The sequence below is a fragment of the Prosthecochloris marina genome, assembly GCF_003182595.1.
Classification (GTDB): Bacteria; Bacteroidota; Chlorobiia; order Chlorobiales; family Chlorobiaceae; genus Prosthecochloris; species Prosthecochloris marina.
On record NZ_PDNZ01000004.1, the window covers coordinates 235,929 to 262,187 of the forward strand.

Annotated in this window: 23 protein-coding genes; 14 read left to right on the forward strand and 9 right to left on the reverse strand. The window is 45.7% G+C overall.

Annotation, left to right across the window (positions count from 1 at the left end; translation table 11 throughout):
• Positions 1-145: 145 nt before the first annotated feature.
• Entirely contained in the window at positions 146-1,051 is a 906-nt protein-coding gene (gene prmC / locus CR164_RS07210; RefSeq protein ID WP_110023250.1) for a peptide chain release factor N(5)-glutamine methyltransferase, read from the reverse strand.
• A 275-nt stretch (positions 1,052-1,326) separates the two neighbouring features.
• On the opposite strand from prmC, the gene CR164_RS07215 reads away from it, so the two are divergent.
• Both CR164_RS07215 and proS read left to right on the forward strand, forming a co-directional pair.
• Entirely contained in the window at positions 1,327-2,067 is a 741-nt protein-coding gene (locus CR164_RS07215; protein WP_110023251.1) for a DUF4412 domain-containing protein, read from the forward strand.
• A 50-nt stretch (positions 2,068-2,117) separates the two neighbouring features.
• Positions 2,118-3,563 carry a proline--tRNA ligase gene (gene proS / locus CR164_RS07220; RefSeq protein ID WP_110023252.1) on the forward strand — a complete coding sequence of 482 codons (1,446 nt, stop codon included), beginning with the start codon at positions 2,118-2,120 and terminating at the stop codon, positions 3,561-3,563.
• Positions 3,564-3,805: 242 nt separating this feature from the next.
• Here proS and CR164_RS07225 read toward each other — a convergent pair whose 3' ends face one another.
• Entirely contained in the window at positions 3,806-4,396 is a 591-nt protein-coding gene (locus CR164_RS07225) for a peroxiredoxin (protein ID WP_110023253.1), read from the reverse strand.
• A 233-nt stretch (positions 4,397-4,629) separates the two neighbouring features.
• On the opposite strand from CR164_RS07225, the gene CR164_RS07230 reads away from it, so the two are divergent.
• Together CR164_RS07230 and CR164_RS07235 are read left to right on the forward strand one after the other, a co-directional pair.
• Positions 4,630-5,934 carry an NCS2 family permease gene (locus CR164_RS07230; protein WP_110023254.1) on the forward strand — a complete coding sequence of 435 codons (1,305 nt, stop codon included), beginning with the start codon at positions 4,630-4,632 and terminating at the stop codon, positions 5,932-5,934.
• A 10-nt stretch (positions 5,935-5,944) separates the two neighbouring features.
• Positions 5,945-6,802 (forward strand): nitrilase-related carbon-nitrogen hydrolase, encoded by an 858-nt coding sequence (locus CR164_RS07235; RefSeq protein WP_110023255.1) that lies wholly within the window; start codon positions 5,945-5,947, stop codon positions 6,800-6,802.
• Between the two features lie 115 nt (positions 6,803-6,917).
• Here the strand turns inward: CR164_RS07235 and ispE are convergent, their stop codons facing one another.
• Entirely contained in the window at positions 6,918-7,787 is an 870-nt protein-coding gene (gene ispE, locus CR164_RS07240; RefSeq protein ID WP_110023256.1) for a 4-(cytidine 5'-diphospho)-2-C-methyl-D-erythritol kinase, read from the reverse strand.
• A gap of 89 nt (positions 7,788-7,876) precedes the next feature.
• On the opposite strand from ispE, the gene CR164_RS07245 reads away from it, so the two are divergent.
• Together CR164_RS07245 and CR164_RS07250 are read left to right on the forward strand one after the other, a co-directional pair.
• Positions 7,877-8,449, forward strand: coding sequence for an SPOR domain-containing protein (locus CR164_RS07245; protein ID WP_110023257.1), 573 nt, complete (start codon positions 7,877-7,879; stop codon positions 8,447-8,449).
• Between the two features lie 30 nt (positions 8,450-8,479).
• Positions 8,480-9,643: a sigma-54 interaction domain-containing protein gene (locus CR164_RS07250; RefSeq protein WP_110023258.1), complete on the forward strand. Its 1,164-nt coding sequence runs from the start codon at positions 8,480-8,482 to the stop codon at positions 9,641-9,643.
• Positions 9,644-9,692: 49 nt separating this feature from the next.
• Here CR164_RS07250 and lnt read toward each other — a convergent pair whose 3' ends face one another.
• Positions 9,693-11,324 carry an apolipoprotein N-acyltransferase gene (gene lnt / locus CR164_RS07255; protein ID WP_110023259.1) on the reverse strand — a complete coding sequence of 544 codons (1,632 nt, stop codon included), beginning with the start codon at positions 11,322-11,324 and terminating at the stop codon, positions 9,693-9,695.
• Positions 11,325-11,618: 294 nt separating this feature from the next.
• Here lnt and CR164_RS07260 point away from each other — a divergent pair, with 294 nt between their 5' ends.
• Positions 11,619-12,722, forward strand: a complete 1,104-nt coding sequence (locus tag CR164_RS07260) for a bacteriochlorophyll a protein (protein ID WP_110023260.1) — start codon at positions 11,619-11,621, stop codon at positions 12,720-12,722.
• Positions 12,723-12,797: 75 nt separating this feature from the next.
• On the opposite strand, the gene CR164_RS07265 is transcribed toward CR164_RS07260, so the two are convergent.
• Positions 12,798-13,199: a MerR family transcriptional regulator gene (locus CR164_RS07265; protein WP_110023261.1), complete on the reverse strand. Its 402-nt coding sequence runs from the start codon at positions 13,197-13,199 to the stop codon at positions 12,798-12,800.
• 100 nt (positions 13,200-13,299) lie between these two features.
• Here CR164_RS07265 and CR164_RS07270 point away from each other — a divergent pair, with 100 nt between their 5' ends.
• Entirely contained in the window at positions 13,300-15,057 is a 1,758-nt protein-coding gene (locus CR164_RS07270) for an ABC transporter ATP-binding protein (RefSeq protein WP_110023262.1), read from the forward strand.
• 246 nt (positions 15,058-15,303) lie between these two features.
• On the opposite strand, the gene CR164_RS07275 is transcribed toward CR164_RS07270, so the two are convergent.
• Positions 15,304-16,731 carry a B12-binding domain-containing radical SAM protein gene (locus CR164_RS07275; RefSeq protein ID WP_110023263.1) on the reverse strand — a complete coding sequence of 476 codons (1,428 nt, stop codon included), beginning with the start codon at positions 16,729-16,731 and terminating at the stop codon, positions 15,304-15,306.
• A 57-nt stretch (positions 16,732-16,788) separates the two neighbouring features.
• Positions 16,789-19,419: a DNA mismatch repair protein MutS gene (gene mutS, locus CR164_RS07280; RefSeq protein ID WP_110023357.1), complete on the reverse strand. Its 2,631-nt coding sequence runs from the start codon at positions 19,417-19,419 to the stop codon at positions 16,789-16,791.
• A gap of 232 nt (positions 19,420-19,651) precedes the next feature.
• Here mutS and CR164_RS07285 point away from each other — a divergent pair, with 232 nt between their 5' ends.
• From CR164_RS07285 to radC, 5 genes are all read left to right on the forward strand, one after another.
• Positions 19,652-20,089: a hypothetical protein gene (locus CR164_RS07285; RefSeq protein ID WP_110023264.1), complete on the forward strand. Its 438-nt coding sequence runs from the start codon at positions 19,652-19,654 to the stop codon at positions 20,087-20,089.
• A 140-nt stretch (positions 20,090-20,229) separates the two neighbouring features.
• Entirely contained in the window at positions 20,230-20,514 is a 285-nt protein-coding gene (gene rplU, locus CR164_RS07290; protein ID WP_110023265.1) for a 50S ribosomal protein L21, read from the forward strand.
• A 45-nt stretch (positions 20,515-20,559) separates the two neighbouring features.
• The gene (gene rpmA, locus CR164_RS07295; RefSeq protein WP_110023266.1) at positions 20,560-20,814 is read left to right on the forward strand and encodes a 50S ribosomal protein L27; all 255 of its coding nucleotides are present in this window, start codon (positions 20,560-20,562) and stop codon (positions 20,812-20,814) included.
• A gap of 152 nt (positions 20,815-20,966) precedes the next feature.
• Positions 20,967-21,899 (forward strand): malate dehydrogenase, encoded by a 933-nt coding sequence (gene mdh / locus CR164_RS07300; RefSeq protein ID WP_110023267.1) that lies wholly within the window; start codon positions 20,967-20,969, stop codon positions 21,897-21,899.
• Between the two features lie 375 nt (positions 21,900-22,274).
• Positions 22,275-22,946, forward strand: a complete 672-nt coding sequence (gene radC, locus CR164_RS07305) for a RadC family protein (protein ID WP_110023268.1) — start codon at positions 22,275-22,277, stop codon at positions 22,944-22,946.
• 450 nt (positions 22,947-23,396) lie between these two features.
• Here the strand turns inward: radC and CR164_RS07310 are convergent, their stop codons facing one another.
• Entirely contained in the window at positions 23,397-23,678 is a 282-nt protein-coding gene (locus tag CR164_RS07310; RefSeq protein WP_110023358.1) for a cold-shock protein, read from the reverse strand.
• A gap of 230 nt (positions 23,679-23,908) precedes the next feature.
• Between CR164_RS07310 and CR164_RS07315 the strand changes: the two genes are divergently transcribed.
• Positions 23,909-24,640, forward strand: a complete 732-nt coding sequence (locus CR164_RS07315; protein ID WP_110023269.1) for an SDR family oxidoreductase — start codon at positions 23,909-23,911, stop codon at positions 24,638-24,640.
• A gap of 11 nt (positions 24,641-24,651) precedes the next feature.
• Here CR164_RS07315 and purH read toward each other — a convergent pair whose 3' ends face one another.
• The gene (gene purH, locus CR164_RS07320; protein ID WP_110023270.1) at positions 24,652-26,229 is read right to left on the reverse strand and encodes a bifunctional phosphoribosylaminoimidazolecarboxamide formyltransferase/IMP cyclohydrolase; all 1,578 of its coding nucleotides are present in this window, start codon (positions 26,227-26,229) and stop codon (positions 24,652-24,654) included.
• Between the last annotated feature and the right edge of the window lie 30 nt (positions 26,230-26,259).

The window sequence follows — 26,259 nt, forward strand, 5'->3', positions numbered from 1 at the left end:
TTATAAAACGCACAATTTAGGAAAAAACAATCTGATACGGTACAACCAGAAAAATAAATTTCGACTTTTTATAACAACACCGGTCATCTATTAATTTCATGTCGCCAACCCAAGCCAGCCCGGACTTAAGCCCTCTCATGCACGATCACTCCTCATGAATCTCCGTTAATATCCCTGAAAGCACTCTATCCCAACCTGAGTAATCCTTGTGTACCTCTATATCCCTGAAACCATGTGCACTGATAATTTCACGGACTTTTCCTGCACCCTCGGCATGCAGTTCAAAACAAAGCAATCCTCCCTGCTTGAGAAGAACCGAGGCGCTACGGGCTATTGCACGATAGAACTCAAAGCCGTCCGGTGTCGCCAGCGCCATTTTCGGCTCATGGTTTTTAACCTCCGGCTCCAGTTCTTCCCATTCCGGTTCCGGAATATATGGTGGATTGGAAAGCACCATATCATATATGCCCTCCACTTCATCGATAAATCCCGGACTCAACACATCGGCTTGCAGAAAGCGAATCCTATCGGCAACCCCATGCTTATTTGCATTATGTTCTGCAACCTCGAGCGCTTTTGCAGAAAAATCTACAGCGGTTATTATCGCATCCGGCAGCTTCAGAGCAAGCATAACGGCAAGACACCCGCTGCCTGTACCGATATCGAGAATTGTGGGCATTTCTCCTTCCGTAATACCGGCGGCAACCGCTCTGTCAAGAGCGTGTTCCAGAACAAGCTCGGTCTCGGGTCTTGGGATCAAGACGCGCTCATCGACCAGAAACGAATAACCGAAAAAAATCTGCTCTCCTGTAATGTACTGAAGAGGTTTTCCATTCAAGCGCTCCCTGCAAAGAGAACGAAATTTCTCGAGTTCACTCTGATAAACCGGGCGGTCATGCTTCAAATAAAGCTCGATTCTGTTTGATTGCATGACATAAGCAAGCAGAATCTCTGCATGCAAACGTGACGATTCAATGTCCTTTTCTTTAAAATGTTTTTCCGCTGCCTTGAGCAGATCTACGGTCTGCCATTGCCGGCCATTTTCCTGCATAGTTATTTTCCGATCAATTTTCCTTAATGATTACACGTTACGAGTGCTTGTATCGAATAGAGCTGTCGTCAAAGTTGAAAACCACTTTTTTTGTATAGACGAAGAATGCACCCTATGCCCTTTATTACCAATCAGCATAATCGCGAATGGAAAAAAGTACTGATACTTGCCCGGCAAACGCAACAGTTACTCATCGTTATTTAACCCAAACAGAATTCAAAAAAAAAATCATTAGTTTTGTATGCTTTTTATAAAGGCTTAAACCTGAAGGCACTATGAAGAAATTGTTTTACCCCGTCTTGATGGCAGTTATGTTTTTAAGCCTGTCACATGCTCCTGCCTTGGCAAGGTTCACTGGAACCATTGACATGAATTTGACCATGCCTAACGGTAAATCGGAAGTAACGTATCTTTTTGGCAATACGGCACAGCGGATGGATATGACCACGAAGCTGAACAAAGTCCCCGACTCGCTTAAAACAACGGTCATTACAAGCGCCGCACAGCCCGATCAGGCGGTTATCGTCAACCATAAAGCCGGCACTTACACAAAAGTCAACCTCAGAACTGCTGCCGAAAATGCAACGCTTGTTGATTTCGATTACGATTACAGAATTGAAAAAGCAGGAAACACGAGCATAAAGGGCTACAACTGTCAGCATGTAAAACTATTCAGTACCACCGATACCATCGACATGTGGTTAACGCGTGACATCGGCGACTTTAAAACATTCAGACTTTTGCAATCCCAGAACCCCCGCCTCTCCAATACCCTCCTTGCCAAAAAGCTCTCCGATGAAGGCCTTGACGGTTTTCCGGTTAAAATCATTCAGCAAAATGAAAACGGAACTCTTGTCATGGAGGTTGTCTCGGTACAACCGGCCGCTGTTGAGCCGCACGAGTTCAGTATTCCCGAAGGATACACCGAGATAGTCGACACACAGCAGCCCCTCAACCAAAAGCAGAAAGAGCACTTGAAAGAGCTCATGGAGAAAATCAAGAATTTCAAAGAGTAGGTTGTATATTCCCACAAAAGCTTTTCCGAACCAACAAAACATTCCGTTACGTGGCAGAAAAAATCACTTCGAGAGAAACCGACTACTCACAGTGGTACATAGACCTTGTTCGTTCAGCAAAACTGGCTGACTATTCCGACATAAGAGGTTGCATGGTCATCCGTCCCAATGGGTATGCAATATGGGAAAAAATGCAGGCTGCACTTGATCGCATGTTCAAGGAAACCGGTCATGTCAATGCATACTTCCCGTTGTTCATCCCGGAAAGCTATATCCAAAAAGAAGCGGATCACATAGAGGGTTTCGCACCCGAGTGTGCCGTTGTAACGCATGGTGGCGGCGAAGAACTCACAGAAAAGCTCTATGTTCGTCCAACGTCGGAAACAGTTATCTGGGCATCTTACAAGAAATGGATCCAGTCATACCGTGACCTCCCGCTCTTGATCAACCAGTGGGCGAATGTTGTTCGATGGGAAATGCGCACCAGGCTTTTTCTGCGCACTGCCGAATTTCTTTGGCAGGAAGGTCATACGGCGCATGCTTCCCCTGAAGAAGCTCAAGAAGAGGTACTCCGTATGATCAATGTTTACAAAACCTTTGCTGAAGAATACATGGCCTTACCGGTGATTATGGGGAGAAAAACTGAAAGTGAAAAGTTTGCCGGAGCCGATGAAACCTGGTGCATCGAAGCAATGATGCAGGACAAAAAAGCGCTTCAGGCAGGCACCTCGCATAATCTCGGCCAAAACTTCGCCAAGGCATTCGACTGCCAGTTTCAAACAAAAGAAGGCAAACTCGAGTATGTCTGGGCAACGAGCTGGGGTGTGTCAACTCGCCTGATCGGAGCACTTATCATGGCACATTCAGATGATAAAGGACTTGTCTTACCACCCAAACTCGCTTCCCGACAGGTAGTCATTATTCCCATTCTCAGAGGAGATAAGCAGGCTGTTATCGAAAAAGCTCACTCCATATGCGAGGAGCTGAAAAAAAGCGGGATTCATGCCTTTGTCGATGATAGCGAGCAGAACTCACCGGGCTGGAAATTTGCCGAGTACGAACTGCAGGGAATACCGGTTCGCCTCGAGATCGGGCCACGAGACATCTCGAACAATATCTGCATCGCAGCACGCCGTGATACGGGGGAAAAACAAAAACTCGTGCTGGACGAGAAACTTGCCTCGTCGATCGCCTCCCTGCTCGAGACCATACAGCAGTCGATGTTCAAACAGGCACTCGACTTCAGGGAATCCAACACATTCGAAGTTGCATCTTACGACGAATTCAAGTCGTTGATCGACAAAGGATTTATCGTCGCTCACTGGGATGGAACGGAAGAAACTGAAGCAAAAATAAAGGAAGAAACCAAGGCGACAATACGTGTTTTACCGGAAACACCCGATTTCATTGATCACTACTCGATCAACGAGCCAGGTGCATGCATTTACAGCGGCAAGCCTTCCAAAAGAAAAGTTGTTTTTGCAAAATCGTATTGAGTACGATAAAGAGGCTGTCTCAAAAGCACTGCTTCACTGCTATCGGTCATCATGCATACGTTTCCTGTAGAAAGTCATGCCGCATCAAGTGCGGCATGACTTTCTTTGGAAGATGGATCCCCGGGTCAAGCCCGAGGATGACTACATAAAGATTCATTGTAGGACTATGAGACAACCTTTTACCGTCAGACATCGTGTAGTGATCAAATTGTCTGTCTTTCAGCCTATTCTGAATTGCTGCGTTATTCCGACCCGAAATACTCCTCAAGACCTTCGTTGGTCGGTTTCATCGTTTTGTCACCCTTGTTCCAGTTTGCGGGGCACACCTCTCCAAACTGTTCTGTAAACTGCAGGGCCTCGACCATTCTGAGCACTTCATCTACATTGCGACCAAGCCCAAGGTCATTGACAACCTGATAGCGAACGATTCCGTCTCTGTCGATAAGAAACAGTCCCCTGTAAGAAACGCCCTCTTTTTCCGCCAGCACATCGTATGCTATCGACGCTTCTTTATTTATATCCGAAAGCAAAGGATAGGTAACTCCTTCTATTCCACCTTGTTTGCGTGGTGTCTTGAGCCATGCATGATGCGAAAACTTCGAATCCACCGAACATGCCAGAACCTCTACGTTTTTATGCTGGAACTCCTCGAGCCTATCCTGGAAAGCATGCAGCTCCGTAGGACAGACAAAAGTAAAGTCGAGGGGATAAAAAAACAGTACGACATATTTTCCCTTATAATCCGAAAGCTTGCATGAATCGACAAACTTCGCGCCCTCAACAACAGCCTCCAGATCGAAATTCGGTGCTTCCCTGCCAACTAAAACGCCCATTGGTATCTCCTTTTTTTATGATGAATGAATTGATGAAACTGAAAACCGACAATAGATCAGCAAAAACAAGATAAATTTAGTCCAAATATAGTATTCAAACAAAGTAAAAGCAACACCTCCTCTTCGATTTTTCAAGTCCTCTCATCCTTTCGATCTCTTGACGAATATTCATATCTTGTTTTCAGATAACTTGTTACTTACTGTATCGGCAAAAACACTTATACCGGAAGTTTATGCGCACCTTTTTCGAGTTTGACCGTCATCAGGCAAACTTTTCACAGGAAATACTTGCCGGGCTGACGACATTTGTCACAGTCTCCTACATCATCATCGTCAACCCGGCTATCTTATCGGCAGCGGGAATCCCGAGGGAAGCCTCGATGACAGCGACGATTCTTACAGCGATTTTCGGTACTCTCCTGATGGGCATCTACGCAAAAAGACCATTTGCTGTAGCTCCCTACATGGGCGAAAACGCATTTATCGCCTATACGGTTGTCAATACTTTAGGATATTCATGGCAAACGGCACTTGCCTCGATATGTATCAGCGGAATTCTCTTTACCGCCCTTACACTCTCCGGCCTGAGAAGCTGGCTTTCAACAGCGATACCGAGCACGTTGAAACACAGTTTTGCCGTGGGCATAGGCCTTTTTCTCGCATTTATCGGTTTCAGTCATATGGGGGTCGTTGCATTAGGTGTCCCAGGAGCCCCGGTAAAAATGGCAGATATTTCATCGCTCCCTGTTCTTACCAGTCTGGCGGGGCTCCTGCTGATTTCGGTTATGCTTGCATTCAGAGTACCGGGCGCGATCCTGATCGGTATATTGCTGACAACCGGTGGACTGATTTTTCTCGGCACCGTGCCGTTTCCCGAAGCACTGGTAAGCCCCCCACCATCTCTTGCCCCGACCTTTCTCAATATTGACTTCCAGGGAGCTATGACATGGGGCTTCATCGGTGTCATAACAAGTGTTCTCGTAATGGACTTTGTCGATACAATGGGAACACTCATTGGGCTTTCATCACGAGCAAACCTCCTTGATGAAAACGACAATCTGCCCGAAATTGAAAAACCGATGCTTGTCGATGCCCTTTCAACCGTTGCAGCCTCATTCTTCGGCACGACCACGGCAGGCGTCTATATCGAATCAGCTGCCGGTATCGAACAGGGAGGAAAAACAGGATTTACTGCGATTGTCATAGCAGCATTGTTCGCCTTCGCCCTCTTTTTTTCCCCCATACTGACAATCGTACCTGCAAATGCTTACGGTCCGGCACTTGTGGTTGTAGGCATGTTTATGCTCCAGTCTGTTGCAAAATTCGATTTCAAAGATTACACGGAACTGATGCCGGCGTTCCTGACTATCACACTGATGATGTTCACCTTCAATATCGGCGTCGGTATAACTGCCGGATTTATTGCTTATGTTATATTAAAACTTTTAACTGGTAAAATCTCTTCAATTCATCCTGGCATGTGGATCCTGGCAGCACTTTCCCTGACATTCTATCTGTTTTATCCTTATCATTCATGACGCTAACACCATGCACAGATCAAGGTTGAGAATAGCGCAAACCGACTGCGTTCTCGCTAATTTCGAGGAAAACCTCGCCCAGCACAGAACGATGATTGAACAAGCCATAGACGACGATATCCATGCGATCGCTTTTCCGGAACTGTCTCTGACCGGGTACAATGTACAGGATGCCGCCCAGGATATCGCGCTGCATGTCGATGACAAGGCGTTTGACCCCCTGAAGGAACTCAGCCGGGAAATAACGATCATTTGTGGCGGAATCGAACTCAGTGATGATTATGGAGTCTACAATTCCGCGTTTCTTTTCGAGGACGGTCATGCTCAAAGTGCCCATAGAAAAATTTATCTGCCTACATACGGCATGTTTGAAGAACTGCGCTACTTTTCCGCCGGACAAAAAATCGAAGCCATAACATCGAGGAGACTTGGAAAAATAGGCATTGCCATCTGTGAGGACATGTGGCATGTTTCGGTTCCTTATCTCCTTGCACACCAAGGAGCAAAACTGCTTTTTGTGCTCATGTCGAGCCCTCTCCGTCTTACTCCGGGAGAAAAAAAACCAGCTATCGTCCAGCAGTGGCAACAGATAATCAGCACGTATTCATTTCTGTTCAGCTCGTACGTTGCCTGCGTGAACCGCGTAGGCAATGAAGACAGCTTCACTTATTGGGGAAATTCATCTGTTGCAGGACCTGACGGGACCCCCCTCGTAACAGCCCCTTTATTCAAGCAACACTGCATCGACACAATCATCGATCTCGACAGTGTAAAGCAGGCTCGCCTCCATTCTTCACATTTTCTGGACGAGGATTTACGGCTCTTTGCTGCAGAACTCCGTGACATCATGACCTGTCGACCGAATTAGCAGCACCCTATAAAGTAAAGATAACGGAAGGTTACACAAAAAAAACAGTACCTCCTCCTTTTGGAATCGGTGGTGTTCAACAAGCATAGCCTTTTTCAGCGTCTTTTTTACCGGTTCAACTTCTCTGTATCATCTTGAATGAAGGTGGTGTGAGGCTAGCCCTGCTTTTGTCACCGAAAGCCTGCATCGCTTTCTCAGCTGCATCTTGCCGGTCAAACAATCCGAATACTGCCGAGCCACTTCCGGAAAGGCTTGCAAAAAGAGCACCCTCTTCAAGAAGTTTTTCTTTAGCCTGTCGAACAGAAGGATAATAATCGAAAACCACCGCTTCGAAGTCATTTTCAAAAGTCGGCAGAACGGTAAGATCCTTGTTTTCACACAGCTCAAAAACCATTTCCTTCAAATCAGGTACTTTCCTTTCAAACTTCGGATAAAAATTCTTGTAGGCCCATACCGTGGAAATATGTTCTTCCGGGAAAACCGTCACGATGTGGAATGGCAGAGAACGCTCGAGATCCTGCAGTTGTTCACCGATGCCCGAGGCAAATACAAGCCCCGATGATTCGAGAAAATAGGGAACGTCCGCACCGAGTTTCACCGCAAGAGCATGGAGATCATCCGAAGGAGCATGAATCCCCCACAGGACGTTCAGCACTCTCAGAGTTGCCGCTGCGTCACTGCTCCCACCCCCGAGGCCCGCACCGAAAGGAATGTTCTTGGTGAGACGGATAGTTGCTCCTTTTGTCATTTCAGCATAATCACGCAGAGCAGAAGCAGCCTTGAGACACAGGTTGTTATCGTCTGATGGAAGGTCGAGGTTACTGCACGTCATTGACAGTTCATCGGCAGATGTAAACGTCAGTTCATCATACCAGTTGACAGGAGCAAAAACGGTTTCAAGCATATGATAGCCGTCAGGACGTTTACCGGTGATAAGCAAACCGAGATTTATTTTTGCAAAAGCTTTTACGGAAATATGCTGCATGGGAACTGATTGCTAAATTGGCAGGTGGTTATTTTTTTTACGTGAATATTTACCATATTGCCTGAAAAAGGGAGGCATTGCAAACAAATATGTTTACGATCTTGTTGAAAACGTCACTGTTCGTTCTTCTGCTGTCCATCGGCTACCAGATGTTACCGGCAACATCCCTTGCCGAGAGACAAACTATGGATTATAGAGCCCAGATCATTCAGTATGTGGAGCAAGATAAGGTTTATTTGTTAGAAAATCTGCGATCTAAAGTCACGAATAAAGCAGAGCAGACAATCATAGATGCGCTGCTTACCGAAGACGGTCCACAGGCTGCTCGCCTTTTCCGCAAACAGCTTCAGGATTATCCCGATCCTGCTCTCGATTCGTTGAGCAAAGCCCGCCTTGCGGCTTATCAATCGGCTCTATCCTCAACCAGTGGCACCCGCACAACTGCACTACAAACATCATTCATACTCCAGTTCGGCAGCTTCGGCTCACTGGAAAATGCCCGCGAGCTCGCAAATCGCATCGCGCCGTACACACCGGTCACCATTTTCCAGGAAAAAGGCTTGCACAAGGTCCGGACACAAAAAACTTTCGGAACAAGAAAGGATGCCGAAACCGGAGCAAAAAAACTTCCATTTAACTCGTTTATCGTACGGGTAAACTAAGAAGATAGCATACCAGTCCTAAATCAGACGATGAGCAAAACAATCGATTTTCTTGGTGAATCCGCTCCAATCCAACAGCTGAAACATCTTGCCCTTCAGGTTGCACAGACCGATGTCACCGTTTTGATAACAGGAGAAACTGGATCAGGAAAAGAAGTTCTTTCCCGTTTCATCCACGGTCATAGCCGGAGATCACATAAAAACTTCATTCCTGTCAACTGTGGTGCTATCCCCACTGGAATTCTGGAGTCCGAACTTTTCGGACACGAGAAAGGTGCGTTTACAGGTGCCATCCAAAGCAGAAAAGGTTATTTTGAAAGCGCAAACCAGGGCACCATTTTTCTTGATGAAATCGGCGAAATGCCTCTCGAAACCCAGGTCAAACTGCTGAGAGTCATAGAAACAGGCGAATTCCAAAGGGTTGGCTCATCGGAAACTATCCACACCGATGCACGACTCGTCGCAGCCACGAACAAAAACCTGCAACAGGCCGTTGCAGCGAAAAGCTTCAGGGAAGACCTCTATTTCCGGCTTCACAGTGTAGAACTGCACCTTCCTCCGCTTCGAGAAAGAGGAAAAGATATTCTGATACTTGCTGAGCATTTTATCCGTCATCTCGAACGCAAGCACACCATTTCCTTTGAAGGCTTCACGAACGATGCAGTAGAAATGCTTCTCAGGTATAACTGGCCCGGCAATGTGCGCGAACTGAAAAATCTCCTTGAATCATTGCTGATTCTCGAAAAAGGGAAACAGATCACATCGGAAACCCTTGACAGGCACCTTGTGCAAAGAAGCAGAGACAAAGGACTGGTTCATGACCCCGAAAAATCGGAAAAAAACGAACTGAACCTCATCTACAACAGCCTGATAAGACTTCACCAGGAAATAAACGAGGTCAAACAGTTGCTTCAGCAAAAAGAGAACTCGCACGAAGAACCTTCAAAAAAACCCCTGCTTCTTCCACCTCCTCTACCCGAACAACGAGAGAGGCTGGCCTCCACCGAGGATACCCTTGAACCCATCAATAAAGGAACCGAAATACTTCCTCTCGAGGCAGTTGAAAAACAAGCAATAGCCGAAGCCCTTGAAGCCTACGACGGCAACAAACGCCAAACAGCGAAAACACTCGGGATCAATGAGAGAACACTGTATAGAAAAATCAGAAAATACAGACTCGACCGCGAAGATTGATATTTATTTTAAAACCGGGTCATGAATCAATGGACATTATGAACATAATTCACCGGTCATTATCGCCTGATTTATGTCGACCGAAAAATGCAATCAGCAGCAGTATTCCCGAAAAACCTGTAGCTGTTTGTGGTATGAGGTTGGGGTAACGTGTATAAAAAGTCATCATATCGTTTCGCTCCACTTCAGCGGTAAGAAACCGTCTTTCCCACCAGGGAATATCAGCATACACACGCCCGTACTTGTCGATAAATTGTGAAACGCCGGTATTTGCACAACGAGCCATCGACCGACGGTTCTCGATACATCGAAACCTGGCAATAGCGGCATGTTGATAAGGCCCGTATGACTTTGCATACCAGCCGTCATTCGTGACGACCGTCAAGAACTCTGCCCCTCTTTTGACGAATTCGGCAACAAGACCGGGAAAAATAGATTCATAGCAGATGACGTTCGACGTTTTAACAGTCGCTCCCGAATCCGTAATGAACTCCATAATTGTCTTGTCGCTGCCTTTCCCCCAACTGCTTATCCCGGCAAGAGAGAGCGTAAAGTTATCCATCCATGGCGCGTATTCCATATACGGCACCCTCTCTGCAAACGGCACAAGCTTCATCTTACGGTATATTTGCGGCAGAGCATCGCCTCCTTCTGTTATCAGCATCGAAGCATTGAAGGTTTGATAATAACGCTTTTCCTCTGGATTAAACTTGTAAAGAAACTCCTCTCCCGACACTTCGGCCTCCGTGTAATAGACGATATCCGAATAGCCACTGAGGAGGCTCCCCCCCCATTGCCTTATCCTTGATTTAAGAAATTCGTAATAGGAACGGTTCTTTTCATCGAGAATACGAAAAGGTATCGCGGTTTCAGGCCATAGCACAAGATCTACACTGTTTTGCGACATTGCCCGATCCGTCAAACCGAGGTAGATAAGCATGATATCCTGACTGGAATATTTCTGCCATTTTTCAACCGGATCGATATTTGGCTGGATAAGAGACACTGTTACCACGGGACGGGGGTGCCGCAAATCATGATTTGAAAAAACCAGAAGAGTGTACCCAAGGGGAAGCACTATCATCGATACCAGCGATACAGCATGAACAAACACCTTTTTACGATACTTGAACCGGAACCATAGGTCAACGACGATGACGTTGAAACACATGAGCCAGAAACTCACCCCCCAAACTCCGGCAATATCGGCATATTGAATCATGGGATTAAGCTGTGCTTGTGAATTCCCGAAAACAAGCCAGCCAAACGAGAGATCCTGACGAATATAGAGCCACTCCCATGCAACCCATAAAAACGGCAGGCTGAACAAAGCAAAACGGTATCCCCGATATTTCTTGAGGACAAAAAAAAGTAAAAGGGGTACTGTTGAAAAGAAAGCCTGTGCAATGATAGTGAGTAGCCCGCCGGGCAAGGTTGCAAGAGAAACCCACCACAGTGCTATGGCACAAAAGATCAACATCGTAGAATAAACACGGTTGAAATACCGCTTAAAAGACAAATCACCGTGCAGGCAAATAAGCAAAGGAACCAAAGCAATCCATGCAAGCAGCTCAAAGCGAATAACAGGATATGACGGAAACGAAATCCCCAGCAAAATACCGCTCAGCACAGGCAGAAAGTAACCGGAAGAGTCACCACAAGCTTCAGCAGATCGTAGCATGCCTTTTTGTTTTATTTCAAGACAAAAGATGGCTCAAAAATAGCAAAAACCGTAGACAAACCACGAAAGAGGAAAAATGTAACGAAGTGTTTCCAGATTGCAGAAAAACAAAAGCGTCATATCTGGTTGACATAAGGAGAAAAACCGCTGGATCGAAAGGGATGAAAGAGGTATATTTTCCTTTATTTATTTATTTTTATTCTTTAAATTTGTTTCAAGTTGTTATATAACAGGAATTACCAGCAATAAATTTCCTGCTGAAATTTCTCAACGCCACCAAAAAGGAGATTCATTATGGCTCTATTCGGCACTAAAGACACTACAACCGCCCATGCTGATTACGAGATTATTCTCGAGGGTGGTTCAAGCTCCTGGGGACAAGTGAAAGGCCGTGCTAAAGTCAATGCACCAGCTGCACTTCCTCTGCTGCCGGCAGATTGCAACATCAAGATCGACGCAAAACCTCTTGACGGACAGAAAGGCACAGTACGGTTCACCACTGCCATCGAATCAATTGTCGATAGCACGAAGAATACGCTTAATGTCGAAGTCGATATTGCCAACGAAACCAAAGACAGAAGAATCGCTGTTGGTGAAGGCAAGCTTTCAGTAGGTGATTTTTCCCACTCGTTTTCTTTCGAAGGTTCAGTAGTCAACATGTACTACTACCGTTCAGATGCCGTTCGCAGAAACGTGCCGAATCCAATCTACCAGCAGGGACGACAGTTCCACGATATCATGATGAAAGTTCCTCTGGAAAACAATGATCTTATCGACACATGGGAAGGATTTCAGCAGTCGATCTCAGGCGGTGGCGCAAACTTCAACGACTGGATTCGCGAGTTCTGGTTCATCGGTCCAGCCTTTACAGCTATCAACGAAGGTGGTCAACGCATTTCCCCGATACAGGTAAACAACTTCGGGGTTGAAAGTGGCGAAAAAGGCCCGGTCGGTGTATCAAGATGGAAGTTCTCTCATGCCGGATCAGGCATTGTCGACTCAATTTCCCGCTGGTCCGAGCTTTTCCCTGTTGAACAGCTCAACAAACCGGCATCTATCGAAGGTGGATTCCGTTCCGATTCGCAGGGTATCGAAGTCAAAGTAGACGGAAACCTCCCTGGAGTTTCACGAGATGCAGGTGGTGGTCTTCGCAGAGTTCTGAATCATCCGCTTATTCCTTTGGTTCATCACGGTATGGTTGGCAAGTTCAATGACTTTACCGTTGACGCTCAGCTGAAAGTAGTACTTCCAAAAGGCTACAAAATCCGTTACGCAGCTCCTCAGTTCCGCTCGCAGAATCTTGAAGAGTATCGCTGGAGCGGAGGCGCTTATGCACGTTGGGTAGAACATGTCTGCAAAGGCGGTACAGGGCAGTTTGAAGTACTGTATGCACAGTAACGAAACTGTTTGAAAATATGACATCAAAAGCCGGCGCGAAGATCGTCGGCTTTTTTTATTTGTCATCCTCGGAGCCTAACCCAAAAGTTGCAGAATCTCTTCGATCTCCCCCTTGATTTCCTGCAAAAGTTCTCCCCTACGCTGATGAGCTATGGCATGATTTTTCTTTTCATGACCAATCTGTTTTCGCAACTTCAAGATTTCCTCGGTTTTCTCGTCAGTATCGGTATCGGTACTCTCCCCTTTGACTATCAGCGAGGCTTTTTCAAGCTTATATCCTTTTTCATAAACAAGCCCTTTGATCGTCAGAACCATGGCAATATCCTTGTTAGTATACCGCCTGTTGTCCCTTGTGTCTCTAGCAGGATTCAATTCACTGAAAAACCTTTCCCAGTATCTCAGAAGGTAAGCGGGAACCCCGGTGATCTTACTTACCTCTCCAATAGAGTAATAGCTTTTATTCGACTCGAATGGCATGACTTTCATTTAAGAAATTGTACTCCCTAAAAGGCGTCCCTCTGTAGGCTTTTACATCCTCTTATTATACATTACATCCGTGAGATCAAAAACATGAGCGATGAAAAATCTGTTACGGCTGAAAAAATATCTCCTCAGATATAAGCGTAAAATGCTTTATGGCATTGTTTGTATCATTCTGACAAACATTTTTGCCGTATTCGCCCCCCGCTTTATCGGCAATGCAATCGATGTACTGGAAAGCCCTTTCGTCATGTCGGATGTTCTGAGCAACGTCGGGCTCTATATACTTTTTGCCGCTCTTGGCAGCATATTCCTCTTCCTGGTTCGCCAGAACATCATCGTAGCTTCACGCATTATCGAGTTCGACTTGAAAAACGACTATTATGCTCATTTACAAACTCTTTCCAGAAATTTTTACAATAAAACCAGCACGGGGGAGCTGATTGCACGAGGAACAAATGATCTTAATGCTGTCCGGGATTTCCTTGGCCCGGGAATCATGTATTCCATTAATACATTCTTCCGCCTTTTCTTTGCCGTCATCGCAATGCTGACCATTTCACCGAACCTCACGTTGCTCGCACTTCTTCCAGCCCCCTTTTTCAGTTATGCTGTCTATAGAATAGGAAAATCGATCCAGAAACGAACGAAAAGCATCCAGGAAAGCTATGCCGATATAACAGCACTGTTACAGGAAAATATTTCAGGTATCCGCGTGATCAGAAACTACACGCGAGAATCCCATGAAACAGAAAAGTTTGAAAAAATCAACCAAACTTATTTTCGCAAAAACATATCACTGGCAAAACTTCAAGCATTGTTCTTTGCCATCTTAACCGCTCTGCTTGCACTCTCCCTCATCCCGGTTATCTGGGTAGGCGGGATCAATGTCGTGAACGGAACCATGACAATCGGTGATATCGCCCAGTTTGTCATTTACGTCAGCATGCTCAGCTGGCCGATTATTTCTATAGGATGGGTTACTAACATTATCCAGAAAGCATCTTCAGCCCAAACCCGCCTCAATGAAATTTTCGATGCGAAACCAGATATTACCGACAGTCTCGCAATGGAAGATTTACCGGAGAACGTTCGTGGCCGAATCGAATTCAGAGACGTTTCATTCCACTATCCCGGAAATGAAGAACAAGACGTTCTTTCCAATATTTCGTTCACTATCGAGCCAGGCAGCAAGGTTGCCATTGTCGGAGCGACAGGTTCAGGAAAAACCTCATTGGTGAACCTCATCCCCCGCCTTTATGATCCGCAAAGCGGTACTGTTTTATTTGACGGGAGGGATATAAGAACCATACCGCTTGCCAACCTGCGTCAGCATATCGGCTTCGTACCTCAAACGAATTTTGTTTTTTCCGACACCATAGCCAACAACATCGACTATGGCGTCACCACGAACTCCGATCATCTGGACCATATCATCGAAGCGAGCCGGATCGCTAACCTTTACGATGATATCATGGATTTTCCGGATGGTTTCGAGACCATGCTGGGCGAAAAAGGCATCAACCTTTCAGGCGGACAAAAACAGCGCACCTGTATTGCACGTGCACTTGCCTGGAAACCTGAACTCCTGATACTCGACGATGCCCTTTCAGCCGTAGACACCAGCACCGAAGCCGGCATATTCGAAGCTCTGCTTGAAAAACTACCTCACACAACTCTGCTGCTTATCAGTCATAGAATCTCGACCGTCAAAAACTGTGATCGAATCATCGTCCTTCAAAATGGCGGGATAGCGGAAACAGGATCGCATGAAGAACTATTGGCAAAAGAAAACATCTATGCCGAACTCTACACACAGCAGTTACTCGAAGATGAGATCCAGTCGATAAACTGAAGAACCTCCATACAGTTATTGCTCACCTCGATTTCTTCGTTGTCCCGACTTTTCGGGATCGAAATCCTCATCGAAGCAGTCTCAAAAGCACTGCTTCATGACGACCAGTCGCCATGCATACGTTTCAGGCAAAGAATCATGCCGCACTCGATGCGGCATCCATACTGACTTTCCTCACTCCCCCCATTCCCGATTACCCATTACCCATTACCGATTACCCATTACCGATTACCCATTACCGATTACCTATTCCCCATTACCTATCTCCAGCTCCTCCTTCTGACGGTTAAGGTCTTTCCGCGAAAGGTTGTACATGTGCACATAAAAGAGATTGAACATGAGAACGGCACTTTTGAGCGTAGGTGCGTTGACCGCTCGCTGAAATGCCCGTTGTACCGTAAAGACCCGCTTGGTTAAAGCGGTATAACTTGGAATGAACGTTTCAATCGGTATTTTTTTCGGACGGTAAAGCATCTCCTGACCCCAGGAAAAACGAAAAGCATCATGATCATCACGGTCGTGCAGCAGCCGTTGCTCATCCGCCAAGCGTTCGAACACTTCAGTTCCGGGAATTGGACGCAGCAGATTGATACCCGGCACATCTATTCCGGTCTTGTCCAGAAACTCCACTATGGCATCAGGCTGCTCGAGGGTATCCTCGTCGAGGCCGTAAATAAAACTGCCGTAAACACATATCCCCGCTTCACGGATATTGCGAATACATGCAGCCTGACGGTCGGCAGGGTTGTGAAATTTATGATGTGCCCTGTTACTCTCTTCGGCGAGACTTTCAATACCGACAAGCAGTGCACCACAGCCTGACCGGGAAAAAACATCGAGCAAACGACTGTTTTCACCAAGTTTGGTTGTAGCCTGTCCCACCCAGCTAATGTTGAACGGAATCAGTTCACGAAAAAGATTTTCCGCATACTCTTCATCAGCGTTCACCGTATCGTCGAGAAAAAAGAATATTCTCTTATCCTTTTCGAGAAAACCTTCAACTTCCCGAACCACCTCACAAATATCCCGATGCCTGATTTTATGACCGTTCATGACATGAACATTGCAAAAATCACAACTGTAAGGACAACCACGGGTAGTCTGTACAACATTTGTAGTAAAATAATGATGAAGGTCCAACGCATCTTTTTTTACCTTGTGGCCACAGGAAAGATCGGGCTGTTCATCCACGCGATACTCTTTCCGCAACGTTCCATTTCGAAGATCTTTGAGAACAGTCCGCCATATTTCATCAGCCTCTCCAATAACAAGTACGTCTCCATGAACATAGCAGCGTTCAGGAAAAAGTGTAACGTACGGACCACCCAAAACAACGTTGAACCCTTTTTCCCGTAAAAGTGCAGACAGTTCGAAGGCCGGTTTGACCGCTCCGGTCTGGACACTGATTCCTATAAGATCCCACTTTCTGTCAAGTGGAAATGTTTCAAAACGAAGATCGCAGATATGCTGTTCGATACCGGGTTCGTCGACTGAACTGAGAATCATCAGGGAAAGAGGAGGAATAGCGAATTGCGCCCGCTTTATGACGTTTTTAAGAACGCTATCCTTTATGCCCCGAAGAAAACCGGAATGCTCTGATTCACCGAGAAGAGATGGGCCGTCAACACCACTGTCAGCAGGCACAAAAACAAGCAGTACTGATAGTTTACTCATTCTGAGCTACACACCATTTCAATTTTCGCATTCCACCTCTTGCCGACCATGTCCATCTTATTTTCCTGCAAGATCCTGAAGCTTTTTCAGCTCTACAATAGCTTCGATCGGCGTAAGGCGATTGATATCGATCGCATCGATCGCATACTTCAACTTTCGTTCTTCCTCTTCAAAAAGATAGATTTGACGGGGTTGCATTTCCTGAATTTCAGACCCCTGTGTCCCTGCTGGAAATGCGATATCCCTTCGTTCCATACCCGAAAGAATTTCTTTGGCTCTCTTGATGACTTCGGATGGCATACCCGCCATTTTTGCAACCTCGATACCGTAGCTGTTATCGGACGCACCCCTGACGATTTTTCTGAGAAAAACCACCTTATCGGCGGTTTCGACAACCGTGGCATTGTAGTTACATATGCCCTCAAAACGATCTTCCAACTCGGCAAGCTCGTGGTAGTGTGTGGCAAACAGTGTCCTTGCTTGTATGGTGTTGTGAATGTATTCGCTCATAGCCCAAGCAATGGACATTCCATCATAGGTACTGGTCCCCCTGCCGATTTCATCGAGCAAGATAAGGCTTTTTTCCGTCGCGTTGTTAAGGATATTAGCCCCTTCATTCATTTCTACAAGAAAGGTACTTTCCCCGGAAGCAAGGTTGTCCGATGCACCCACCCTTGTAAAAATCCTGTCGACAAGCCCTATTTCCGCAGCATCGGCAGGAACGAAACAGCCAACTTGGGCAAGCAAAACAATAAGACCGTTTTGACGGAGAAACGAGCTTTTTCCAGCCATGTTCGGACCGGTAACAATCAACATGCGTTGTTTTCTGTCGAAAAAGCAGTCATTGGCTACATAAGGCTCATCAACTCCGAGAATACGTTCAAGCACCGGATGACGGCCATTGGTGACAGACAAATTCCCATGTTTTTCAACTTTCGGCTTAACATATCGATATGCTTTCGCACAACATGCAAAGGAGTACAGACAATCAAGTTCGGCAACGATTTCAGCATTTTGCTGAATATGCAACGCCTCGGAAGCAACGTTCATGCACAGCTCACGGAAAAGTTGCTGTTCGAGCAACTGACTCTTTTCCTCCGCGGTCAGAATTTTTTCCTCGTACTCTTTCAATTCCGGAATAGTGTATCGCTCCGCATTAACAAGAGTTTGCTTCTTTTCATAGTAACCGGGAACCTTGTTACTGTTTGCTTTACTGACCTCGATATAGTAACCAAAAACCTTGTTGTATTGTATCTTCAGAGTGGAAATTCCGGTTTTTCCACGCTCCGCCTGCTGAATTTCCATCAAACTGCCCTTGGCATTGGAAGAAACCGAGCGCAGCTCATCGAGTTCGGAGTTATATCCGGTTCTGATATAACCGCCATCACGGAGTGTCGCTCCGGCATCCGGATCGATCGCCTGTTCGATGATTGTTGTTATTTCAGAGAGTTGAATCAGATCTTGTGAAAGTTTTCGAAGTTTGGAACTTTTCGAATCGCTTAGCAATGCTTGGAGATCGGGTATTTTTTCAAGAGCCGCCCCAAGGGTGCGAACTTCTCGAGGCATGCTTCGCAAGGTCGCGATTCTTGCCAACGCTCTTTCAAGATCGTTGATCCCCCCAAGTATCTCACCCAAGGTGGTACAAACAGCTGTCTCTTCATGGAGCGCTTCGACAGCATCGAGCCTGAACTGTATTTCCTCGATTCTTTTGAGGGGACGCAAAAGCCAGCGCCTGAGCAGCCTTGCCCCCATCGGATTACGGGTATGATCTATAACCTGAAGCAAACTGCCGTTAATCGATCCATCCTGCATAGAAGAGATGATTTCCAGATTTTTCTTGGTCTGAAGATCGAGCATCATATGATGCCTGCTGTCAACCAGAGCAACCCTGGTGATATATTGCAAACGATTTTGCCGGGTTTCCTCAAGATATTGCAGCACAACCCCGGCCGCAACCTGGGCTGCATAGGCCGCTTCGATGCCGAATCCTTTAAGAGAATGGGTTTTAAAATGTTTTGCTATTACCTGCGATGTGTTTTCTTCGCTGAACATCCAGTCATCCAGCATGGTAACAACCACTTCTGAAGGCAATATTTTTTCGATAGTCTCTCTAAAAACCTTCTCTCTTGAAGCGAGAAGAATCTCTGAAGGTTGGATAGACTGCAGCATATCCGCAACCTGGCCGAGCGATACATCAGCAATCCTGAATTCTGCAGTTGTCACATCGATAAAGGCAATTCCAGCACGCTTCTCACGCCCTTTCTTCAAAAAAGCCAGTGCACAGAGATAGTTATTGTGCTTGTCTTCAAGGATTTCATCACTGTAGGTCACTCCTGGCGTGACAATATCCGTTATTTCACGTTTCACAAGCCCCTTTGCTTGCGAAGGATCTTCGACCTGATCACAGACGGTAACCTTGTATCCTTTTTTAACCAAACGAGCTATGTACCCGTCGCAGGCATGATGCGGAAAACCTGCCATGGGAATATCCGCAGCAGCCCCGTTCGACCGGCGGGTCAAGACAATGTTGAGAGCATCTGAAACCTTGCGCGCATCATCGTAAAACGATTCATAAAAATCACCGACCCTGAATAGCAATAAATATTCGGGGTAACGCTCCTTTACCTCGAGATATTGACGCATCATCGGTGTTTCGTTACCACTTTTTTTCCGCTGGGTCACCTTCATGGATTTCATTGCTTTCTTATACCGTTTATCCCCTTTTCATGATTGATCAAGCTAATTCAGAGCACTAAAAAAAACAAGAACCTTACAACCGGAACACGTAGCGTAAGCAATGTTTATACCGAACAGACCTCATTGTTTTTTCTATATTCAAGGTTTATCAAGGTTGTCTCATAAGCCTCGAATACAAGGTATTGTAACTATCCGGATTTCACCATTGTTAACGACATTCACCATGGATTGGCACGCCATTCTCCGCTTCATTCACGTAACCTCGTTTGCAACCTGGTTCGGCACCGTGTTTGCGTCCCTCTTTTTTTTAAAGACGCTCGAGCCGAAGCTGACCGGCTCGGACAATGATCCGGGCGATTACCCCATGCTCCTGCAGACCTATATCAAACTTGAAACCAAAGTAGCCGATGCAGGTTTTAAAACAGCGATTGTTTCCGGCCTCTTACTCGCATTCTTTTTCCATGGATGGACTGTCGGCATTATGATAAAGGTGGGAATAATCGTTCTTCAGGTTGCTTTGACCATGGGCTATATCATTAAAGCCATTCAGCCTTTGCAATATCCCTGCAGCCGCTCCGACTATAAAAAATGGTACAATCTTTTTACCATTTCCCTGACTATGTTCGCCCTGGTACTGTCGGTAACTTTCTTTCTCCTGTAAAGCAGCTTGGTATCGACCGGTAAATACCCGAATTTTCATGACTGAAGTGAAAGAAGTGAACCCGATATTATCCATTTGAAATAATACATCGATTACCATATATTGCAGATCTATAATTCTTAATCTAACACAAAAGCATAATGCAGGCACTGATAAAGATTTCGGACAAGCAGTACTTGGTTAAAACCGGTGACAAACTGTTCGTTCCACATCAAAAAGCTGAAGTCGGTAACATCATAGACATCGAGCCTTTAGCGCATATTGACCAGGAGAAGACATCGACAGAACCTTCAGGTAACATCCAGCTGAAAGTGCTCGAGCATCTTAAAGACGAAAAAATCGTCGTCTTCAAGAAGAAACGCAGAAAACGCTATCAAAAAAGGAACGGCCATCGTCAGTTGATGACTCAGGTTGAGGTTCTTTGACATCGATAGTACTCATAACATTTTCAACAAAAATCATTTTGACTCATGGCTCATAAAAAAGGTGGCGGCTCAACGAAGAATGGCCGTGACAGTAACCCGAAATATTTGGGAGTTAAAGCATCGGGTGGCTCTCTTGTTTCCGCAGGCTCAATTATTGTTCGTCAGAGAGGCACTGTCTTCAAACCCGGCAACAATGCCGGAATAGGCAAAGATCATACGATTTACGCCCTTGTAGACGGCAAGGTTCACTTCAGGAACGGCCGTAACGACAAAAAACACATCGACGTACTGCCAGCCTGATTGTTTGTCTCGAAAACAAAATAAACGTATATTTCTAAAGCCGACCGTAAAAGGCCGGCTTTTTTTTTGCTTCATAATAAAGCTTGGAATTATCGCCATTACCTCCCTTCAATTGGCTGATATTCATACTGTAGAATTAAACGCAACATAATATGAAAATTACCGTTATTGGCGCAGGCCATGTAGGAGCAACTGCGGCCCACCGCATTGCAGAAAAACAACTCGCGAATACAGTAGTACTTCTCGATATCGTTGAAGGCATCCCTCAAGGGAAAGCTCTCGACATGTATGAATCCGGGCCGGTAGGACTTTTTGACACAATGGTCTTTGGTACTAACGATTACAGCGATACAGCCGATTCCGACATTGTCCTCATCACTGCTGGTTTGGCCCGCAAACCGGGAATGTCTCGTGAGGACCTGCTTATGAAAAACGCAGCCATTGTCAGGGAGGTAACCGATCAGGTTATGCAATACTCCAAAAATCCTATCATCATTATGGTATCGAACCCTCTTGACATAATGACTCATGTCGGATATGTCAGAAGTAAGTTACCGAAAGAACGGATATTGGGAATGGCCGGAGTTCTCGATTCTGCACGCTTCAGATCATTCATCGCCAAAGAACTGAATGTATCCATGCAGGATATCAATGCCTTTGTGCTGGGAGGACATGGAGACTCCATGGTACCTGTCGTCAAATACACAAGTGTTGCAGGAATCCCGCTGACGGAACTCTTGCCGCAGCAAACAATCGATCAGTTGGTTGAAAGAACACGCAAAGGCGGTGCTGAAATCGTCAACTATCTCAAAGACGGTTCAGCTTATTACGCACCTGCAGCGTCTTGCGTTGAAATGATCGACGCCATCGTCAACGACCGCAAACGAATACTGCCTTGCTCGGCACTTCTTGAAGGCCAGTACGGCATCGACAATATTTTCATCGGTGCCCCTGTAAAGCTGGGGAAAAACGGTATCGAACAAATTCTTGAAATCAATCTCGATAAGCCTGAAATCGAAGCGCTGCGGAAATCCGCCGCGATTGTTGAAGAAAATTGTAACAACCTCGCCCCGTTACTTGCCTGATCCGAAGCAGCACAAAACGATATAATAATCAGCGATAAAAATAAAAAGCGTCCCGGTTTCCCGGGACGCTTTTATTATGAACAGGTGTCCCCCATTACACCTGTTCTACTCCACGGGCGTGGAGCATTGCATATAGTTATACAAATAACGTGCCAAAAAAAACAAAAAAAGATAAACGCTTAAAAAACAAACACATAACAACAAACCGCCCAATAAAAACACTTTTGCGTTTTACGAAAATTCGTCTCATAATAATACACGCTCTCATTCTGAAATGACTCATGCACAAACAATACACCATTATTCCGTCAAACATATTACCCGAAATCCTATATTCAGTATACACACAGTTCCGCAAAGCAAATCCAGCGAAGAATGAGAATTCATGACCTCGATCCTCATGACCGGCCAAGTGAACGCTTCTTACACTCAGGCGCATCAGCCCTAAGCTCAGCTGAACTTCTGGCACTTATACTCAAAACCGGAACCAAAGGGAAAAATATTTTGGAAACCTGCAATGAACTCATGAGCAGTTACGGTCTTGAGAAACTTGCCGATCTTTCAATGGGTGAATTGCAGGAAAACGAAGGAATAGGGCCTGCAAAAGCAATGCAGATAAAAGCTGTCTTTGAACTGCACAAACGTCTTCATTTCAGACGCAACGCCAACAAAAGGGTACGTTCGGCAAGAGACGTTTTCGAGTATATGAACGGAAGAGTACCTGATGAAAGTAAAGAGCACCTGTTTTTACTGCACCTGAACACGAAAAACCAGATCATGCGCCATGATCTTATCTCGGTTGGAACACTGAACGCATCATTGATTCATCCGAGAGAAATTTACAAATCAGCCATACGGGAAAGTGCTCATGCGATTATCCTGGTCCACAACCATCCATCCGGGGATGCCGAGCCAAGCAATGCGGACAAGCAGGTAACCTCTTTACTGAAAGAGGCCGGATCGATAATTCAGATCGAGCTTCTCGATCATGTCATAACAGGCAAGGACACCTGGTTCAGTTTCAGAGAGCATTCACTGCTTGCATGAAAACGATCAGAAAAAAACGCAAATTTACAACGCTCATGACGAGCCTCATAAGGGTTGCTGAAAAAAGAAGGGAGACACATTATAGACTGGGACAATTCTTCAACTTAACAAGCAGGCATTTTGGAAATAAGAGCAATTTCAAATATTCCCCTGTCACTCAGGTATTAGAACCCACATTAGCAAGGCATCGTATCTTCACCTGTAACCATAACTGCAAACAAAGCAGCATAGTGCCGGCGAAAGCCTTTAAAGAAGAACTTCCAAAGCTTAAACAGGCGACTTTTATTAATCGTATCTCTCGACCGTAATACCACAGCCGAGAGAAAACCGTTCCAGAGTCATGGTACACTGGTTCTAACAGCAACATAGAAACACATCGAAAAAACATACTTGAATTTTCATAGCATTTCCAGTCGTGCTAAAAAGAAAAGCGATGTAACCTTGAGTCATTTACTGACCGGGAACACCCTCACCAGGACGCACGAAAGCTTGAGGCTGAGGCTGAACAGTTACGTTTCCAGCGCAAATCTCACAGACGTTCTTTGCCTGTAGCCCTTTCTGCGTCTGATCAACTTCAAACTCAACTTCAGCGTCCTGATTCAGTACCTTGAAACTCTGATCGGAAACAATTGCGGAAAAATGGACAAAAATATCTTCTCCGCCATCAGGGTTAACAATAAAACCATAACCCTTCTTACCATCGAACCACTTTACTTTACTTTTCCTTTGCATGATGAAAATTGGGGATTTATCCTTAAAGGAAGATGCCGTTGCAAACAGCATCTTGGGGGTAGCTTACACTATGAATATAGGTTAATTGTCAAGATGTAACAACATTTTCGGCTCTTTTTTCGATGTTAATACATCGAAACCAAGATCAATCCTTTGTGGAAACATAAACTAAACCGTACTATAACAATACTTTAGAAAGAAAAAATCAACAATAATTCAAAAATTCGACTATGCAAGACATTATCCTGCTCACCGGGGCTGGCAAAGGTATCGGAGAGGCAATTGCCCTCGACTTCTCCCAAAAATCACAAAAAAATCCCTCTTTCAACCCTGTTCTGATTCTCTGCTCACGCACTTATAACGATATTGCAAAGCTTGCAGAAAAATGCAGAGCACTCGGAACACAAGCTGTTCCGATAGAAGCCGATATAGCAGACCTTGACGACATCGACCACCTGATTGAACAAACGACTGAAGAGTTCGGCACTATTGACTGCCTGATCAACAATGCCGGCGTCGGACGGTTCAAGGATCTGAAGGAAATGACAGAAGATGATTTTGATTATATCATGTCGGTAAACATGAAAGGCACTTTTTTTCTGACACAGAAAGTATTTTCCATCATGGAGAAACGACGCTCAGGCCATATCTTTTTCATCACCTCTGTAGCAGCGGAAATGGCATTTAAAAGTTCGTCGGTTTACTCGATGTCCAAATTCGGCCAGAAAGGGCTCGTAGAAGCACTCCGCCTTTACGGAAGGGAGTGTAACGTCAAAATCACCAATGTGATGCCGGGAGCTGTCTATACGCCAATGTGGGGAGAAGCCGCAGAAGAACTCAAACCGTTCATGATGATGCCTGAAGATATCGCCGGTCCTGTTGTCGACGCATACCTTCAGCCATCACGGACGTCAGTGGAAGAAATTGTTCTCCGGCCTGTCGGAGGGGATATCAATAGCTGAACTCATACCACTTAATGCTTGAAATGCCGCATCGAGGTAAAAACCATCGCCAGGTTATGATCATCCGCCGCAGAAATAACCTCTTCATCACGGATAGAGCCCCCCGGCTGAATGACAGCGCTGGCACCTGCCTCGGCAGCGGCAAGCAAACCATCGGCAAAAGGAAAGAATGCGTCCGATGCAACTGCCGAACCTTTCAACTCGAGACCGGCTTCAGCAGCCTTTGAACGGGCAATCTTCGCCGAGTCAACACGAGACATCTGACCGGCACCTACACCAAGAGTCTGACGGTTCTTTACGTAAACAATTGTATTTGATTTCACATGTTTGCAGATTTTCCAGGCAAACATGAGATCATCAAGCTCTTCGGACGAGGGTTGGCGTTTTGTAACAACTTTCAAATCTTCACGTGAAACGATCCGACTATCCCTATCTTGCACCAGCATGCCGAACTGGGTTGACTTGTATTCTATAACATCTTTCGGCAAAGGTTGTTTCTGGAGAAGAAGACGCCTGTTTTTCTTTTTCTGCAGAAGCTCAAGCACTCCGTCCTCATAGGAAGGCGCAATGAGAATTTCGGTAAAAATCTCATCGACCGCTTTTGCTGTCTCCATATCAAGCGGTTTGTTGAATGCGATGATACCACCGAAAGGAGACTGGGTATCTGTGGAAAACGCTTTGCGATAAGCATCGACAAGCGCAGAAGCCTGAGCAACGCCGCAGGGATTGGTATGCTTTATGATCACCACTGCCGGATCTTCACCACTGAACTCCTCGATCAGTCCGGTTGCCGCAGCCGTATCAAGCATATTGTTATAAGAAAGGGCTTTACCGTGCAGCTTCTCAAAATACTCACCAAAAGACCGGGAACATTCCCCATCATTCATACGATAAAAACCGGCTTGCTGGTGTGGATTTTCCCCATAACGCATATCAAGCTCACGCTCGAGCTTCAGGGATGTCTTATCTATCCCGGAATCTTTGCCTCCGTTCTCGATTCCAGTCATATACCCGGCGATTGCACTATCATAGCGAGAGGTCAGCTCGAAAACCTTTCTTGCCAGTCTGAGCCTTGTTGAACGGGTCGTCGCCCCACTGTTCATACGCATCTCCTCCAAAACAAGAGCATAATCGGCACTGTCGGTGACAACAGTTACCGACTCGTTATTTTTAGCCGCGCTCCGAAGCATCGAAGGTCCGCCGATATCAATGTTTTCAATTGCATCTTCAAATGTGACATCAGGCTTTGCAACCGTTTCCTCGAATGGATAGAGGTTGACGACAACCATATCGATAAACCCGATACCATTCTCTTCAGCCTGTACAATGTGGTCGGCATTGTCACGTACAGCAAGCAATCCGCCATGAATTTTCGGATGCAACGTTTTCACACGTCCATCCATGATCTCCGGAAATCCCGTAATGGTTGAAATAGATGCGGCAGGAACTCCTGCGCTCTGGATTGTTCGCAACGTTCCACCGGTTGAAAATATTTCAACCCCCATGGATGACAATTCCCGGCAGAAATCCACGATACCGGTTTTATCGGAAACTGACACTAATGCACGTTTGATAACAGGATCAGACATTTGTAGATTAGGTTGATATGGTTAAATCTC

What these genes read in the sequence shown, in the direction of transcription:
- prmC (WP_110023250.1), bottom strand. Translation starts at nt 1,051, where the DNA reads ATGCAGGAAAATGGCCGGCAATGGCAGACCGTAGATCTGCTCAAGGCA.
- CR164_RS07310 (WP_110023358.1), bottom strand. Translation starts at nt 23,678, where the DNA reads ATGCAAAGGAAAAGTAAAGTAAAGTGGTTCGATGGTAAGAAGGGTTAT.
- CR164_RS07230 (WP_110023254.1), top strand. Translation starts at nt 4,630, where the DNA reads ATGCGCACCTTTTTCGAGTTTGACCGTCATCAGGCAAACTTTTCACAG.
- CR164_RS07265 (WP_110023261.1), bottom strand. Translation starts at nt 13,199, where the DNA reads ATGCCATTCGAGTCGAATAAAAGCTATTACTCTATTGGAGAGGTAAGT.
- radC (WP_110023268.1), top strand. Translation starts at nt 22,275, where the DNA reads ATGAGAATTCATGACCTCGATCCTCATGACCGGCCAAGTGAACGCTTC.
- CR164_RS07275 (WP_110023263.1), bottom strand. Translation starts at nt 16,731, where the DNA reads ATGAGTAAACTATCAGTACTGCTTGTTTTTGTGCCTGCTGACAGTGGT.
- CR164_RS07245 (WP_110023257.1), top strand. Translation starts at nt 7,877, where the DNA reads ATGTTTACGATCTTGTTGAAAACGTCACTGTTCGTTCTTCTGCTGTCC.
- CR164_RS07235 (WP_110023255.1), top strand. Translation starts at nt 5,945, where the DNA reads ATGCACAGATCAAGGTTGAGAATAGCGCAAACCGACTGCGTTCTCGCT.
- CR164_RS07315 (WP_110023269.1), top strand. Translation starts at nt 23,909, where the DNA reads ATGCAAGACATTATCCTGCTCACCGGGGCTGGCAAAGGTATCGGAGAG.
- mutS (WP_110023357.1), bottom strand. Translation starts at nt 19,419, where the DNA reads ATGAAGGTGACCCAGCGGAAAAAAAGTGGTAACGAAACACCGATGATG.
- rpmA (WP_110023266.1), top strand. Translation starts at nt 20,560, where the DNA reads ATGGCTCATAAAAAAGGTGGCGGCTCAACGAAGAATGGCCGTGACAGT.
- CR164_RS07285 (WP_110023264.1), top strand. Translation starts at nt 19,652, where the DNA reads ATGGATTGGCACGCCATTCTCCGCTTCATTCACGTAACCTCGTTTGCA.
- CR164_RS07260 (WP_110023260.1), top strand. Translation starts at nt 11,619, where the DNA reads ATGGCTCTATTCGGCACTAAAGACACTACAACCGCCCATGCTGATTAC.
- ispE (WP_110023256.1), bottom strand. Translation starts at nt 7,787, where the DNA reads ATGCAGCATATTTCCGTAAAAGCTTTTGCAAAAATAAATCTCGGTTTG.
- mdh (WP_110023267.1), top strand. Translation starts at nt 20,967, where the DNA reads ATGAAAATTACCGTTATTGGCGCAGGCCATGTAGGAGCAACTGCGGCC.
- CR164_RS07215 (WP_110023251.1), top strand. Translation starts at nt 1,327, where the DNA reads ATGAAGAAATTGTTTTACCCCGTCTTGATGGCAGTTATGTTTTTAAGC.
- CR164_RS07250 (WP_110023258.1), top strand. Translation starts at nt 8,480, where the DNA reads ATGAGCAAAACAATCGATTTTCTTGGTGAATCCGCTCCAATCCAACAG.
- rplU (WP_110023265.1), top strand. Translation starts at nt 20,230, where the DNA reads ATGCAGGCACTGATAAAGATTTCGGACAAGCAGTACTTGGTTAAAACC.
- lnt (WP_110023259.1), bottom strand. Translation starts at nt 11,324, where the DNA reads ATGCTACGATCTGCTGAAGCTTGTGGTGACTCTTCCGGTTACTTTCTG.
- CR164_RS07225 (WP_110023253.1), bottom strand. Translation starts at nt 4,396, where the DNA reads ATGGGCGTTTTAGTTGGCAGGGAAGCACCGAATTTCGATCTGGAGGCT.
- CR164_RS07270 (WP_110023262.1), top strand. Translation starts at nt 13,300, where the DNA reads ATGAAAAATCTGTTACGGCTGAAAAAATATCTCCTCAGATATAAGCGT.
- purH (WP_110023270.1), bottom strand. Translation starts at nt 26,229, where the DNA reads ATGTCTGATCCTGTTATCAAACGTGCATTAGTGTCAGTTTCCGATAAA.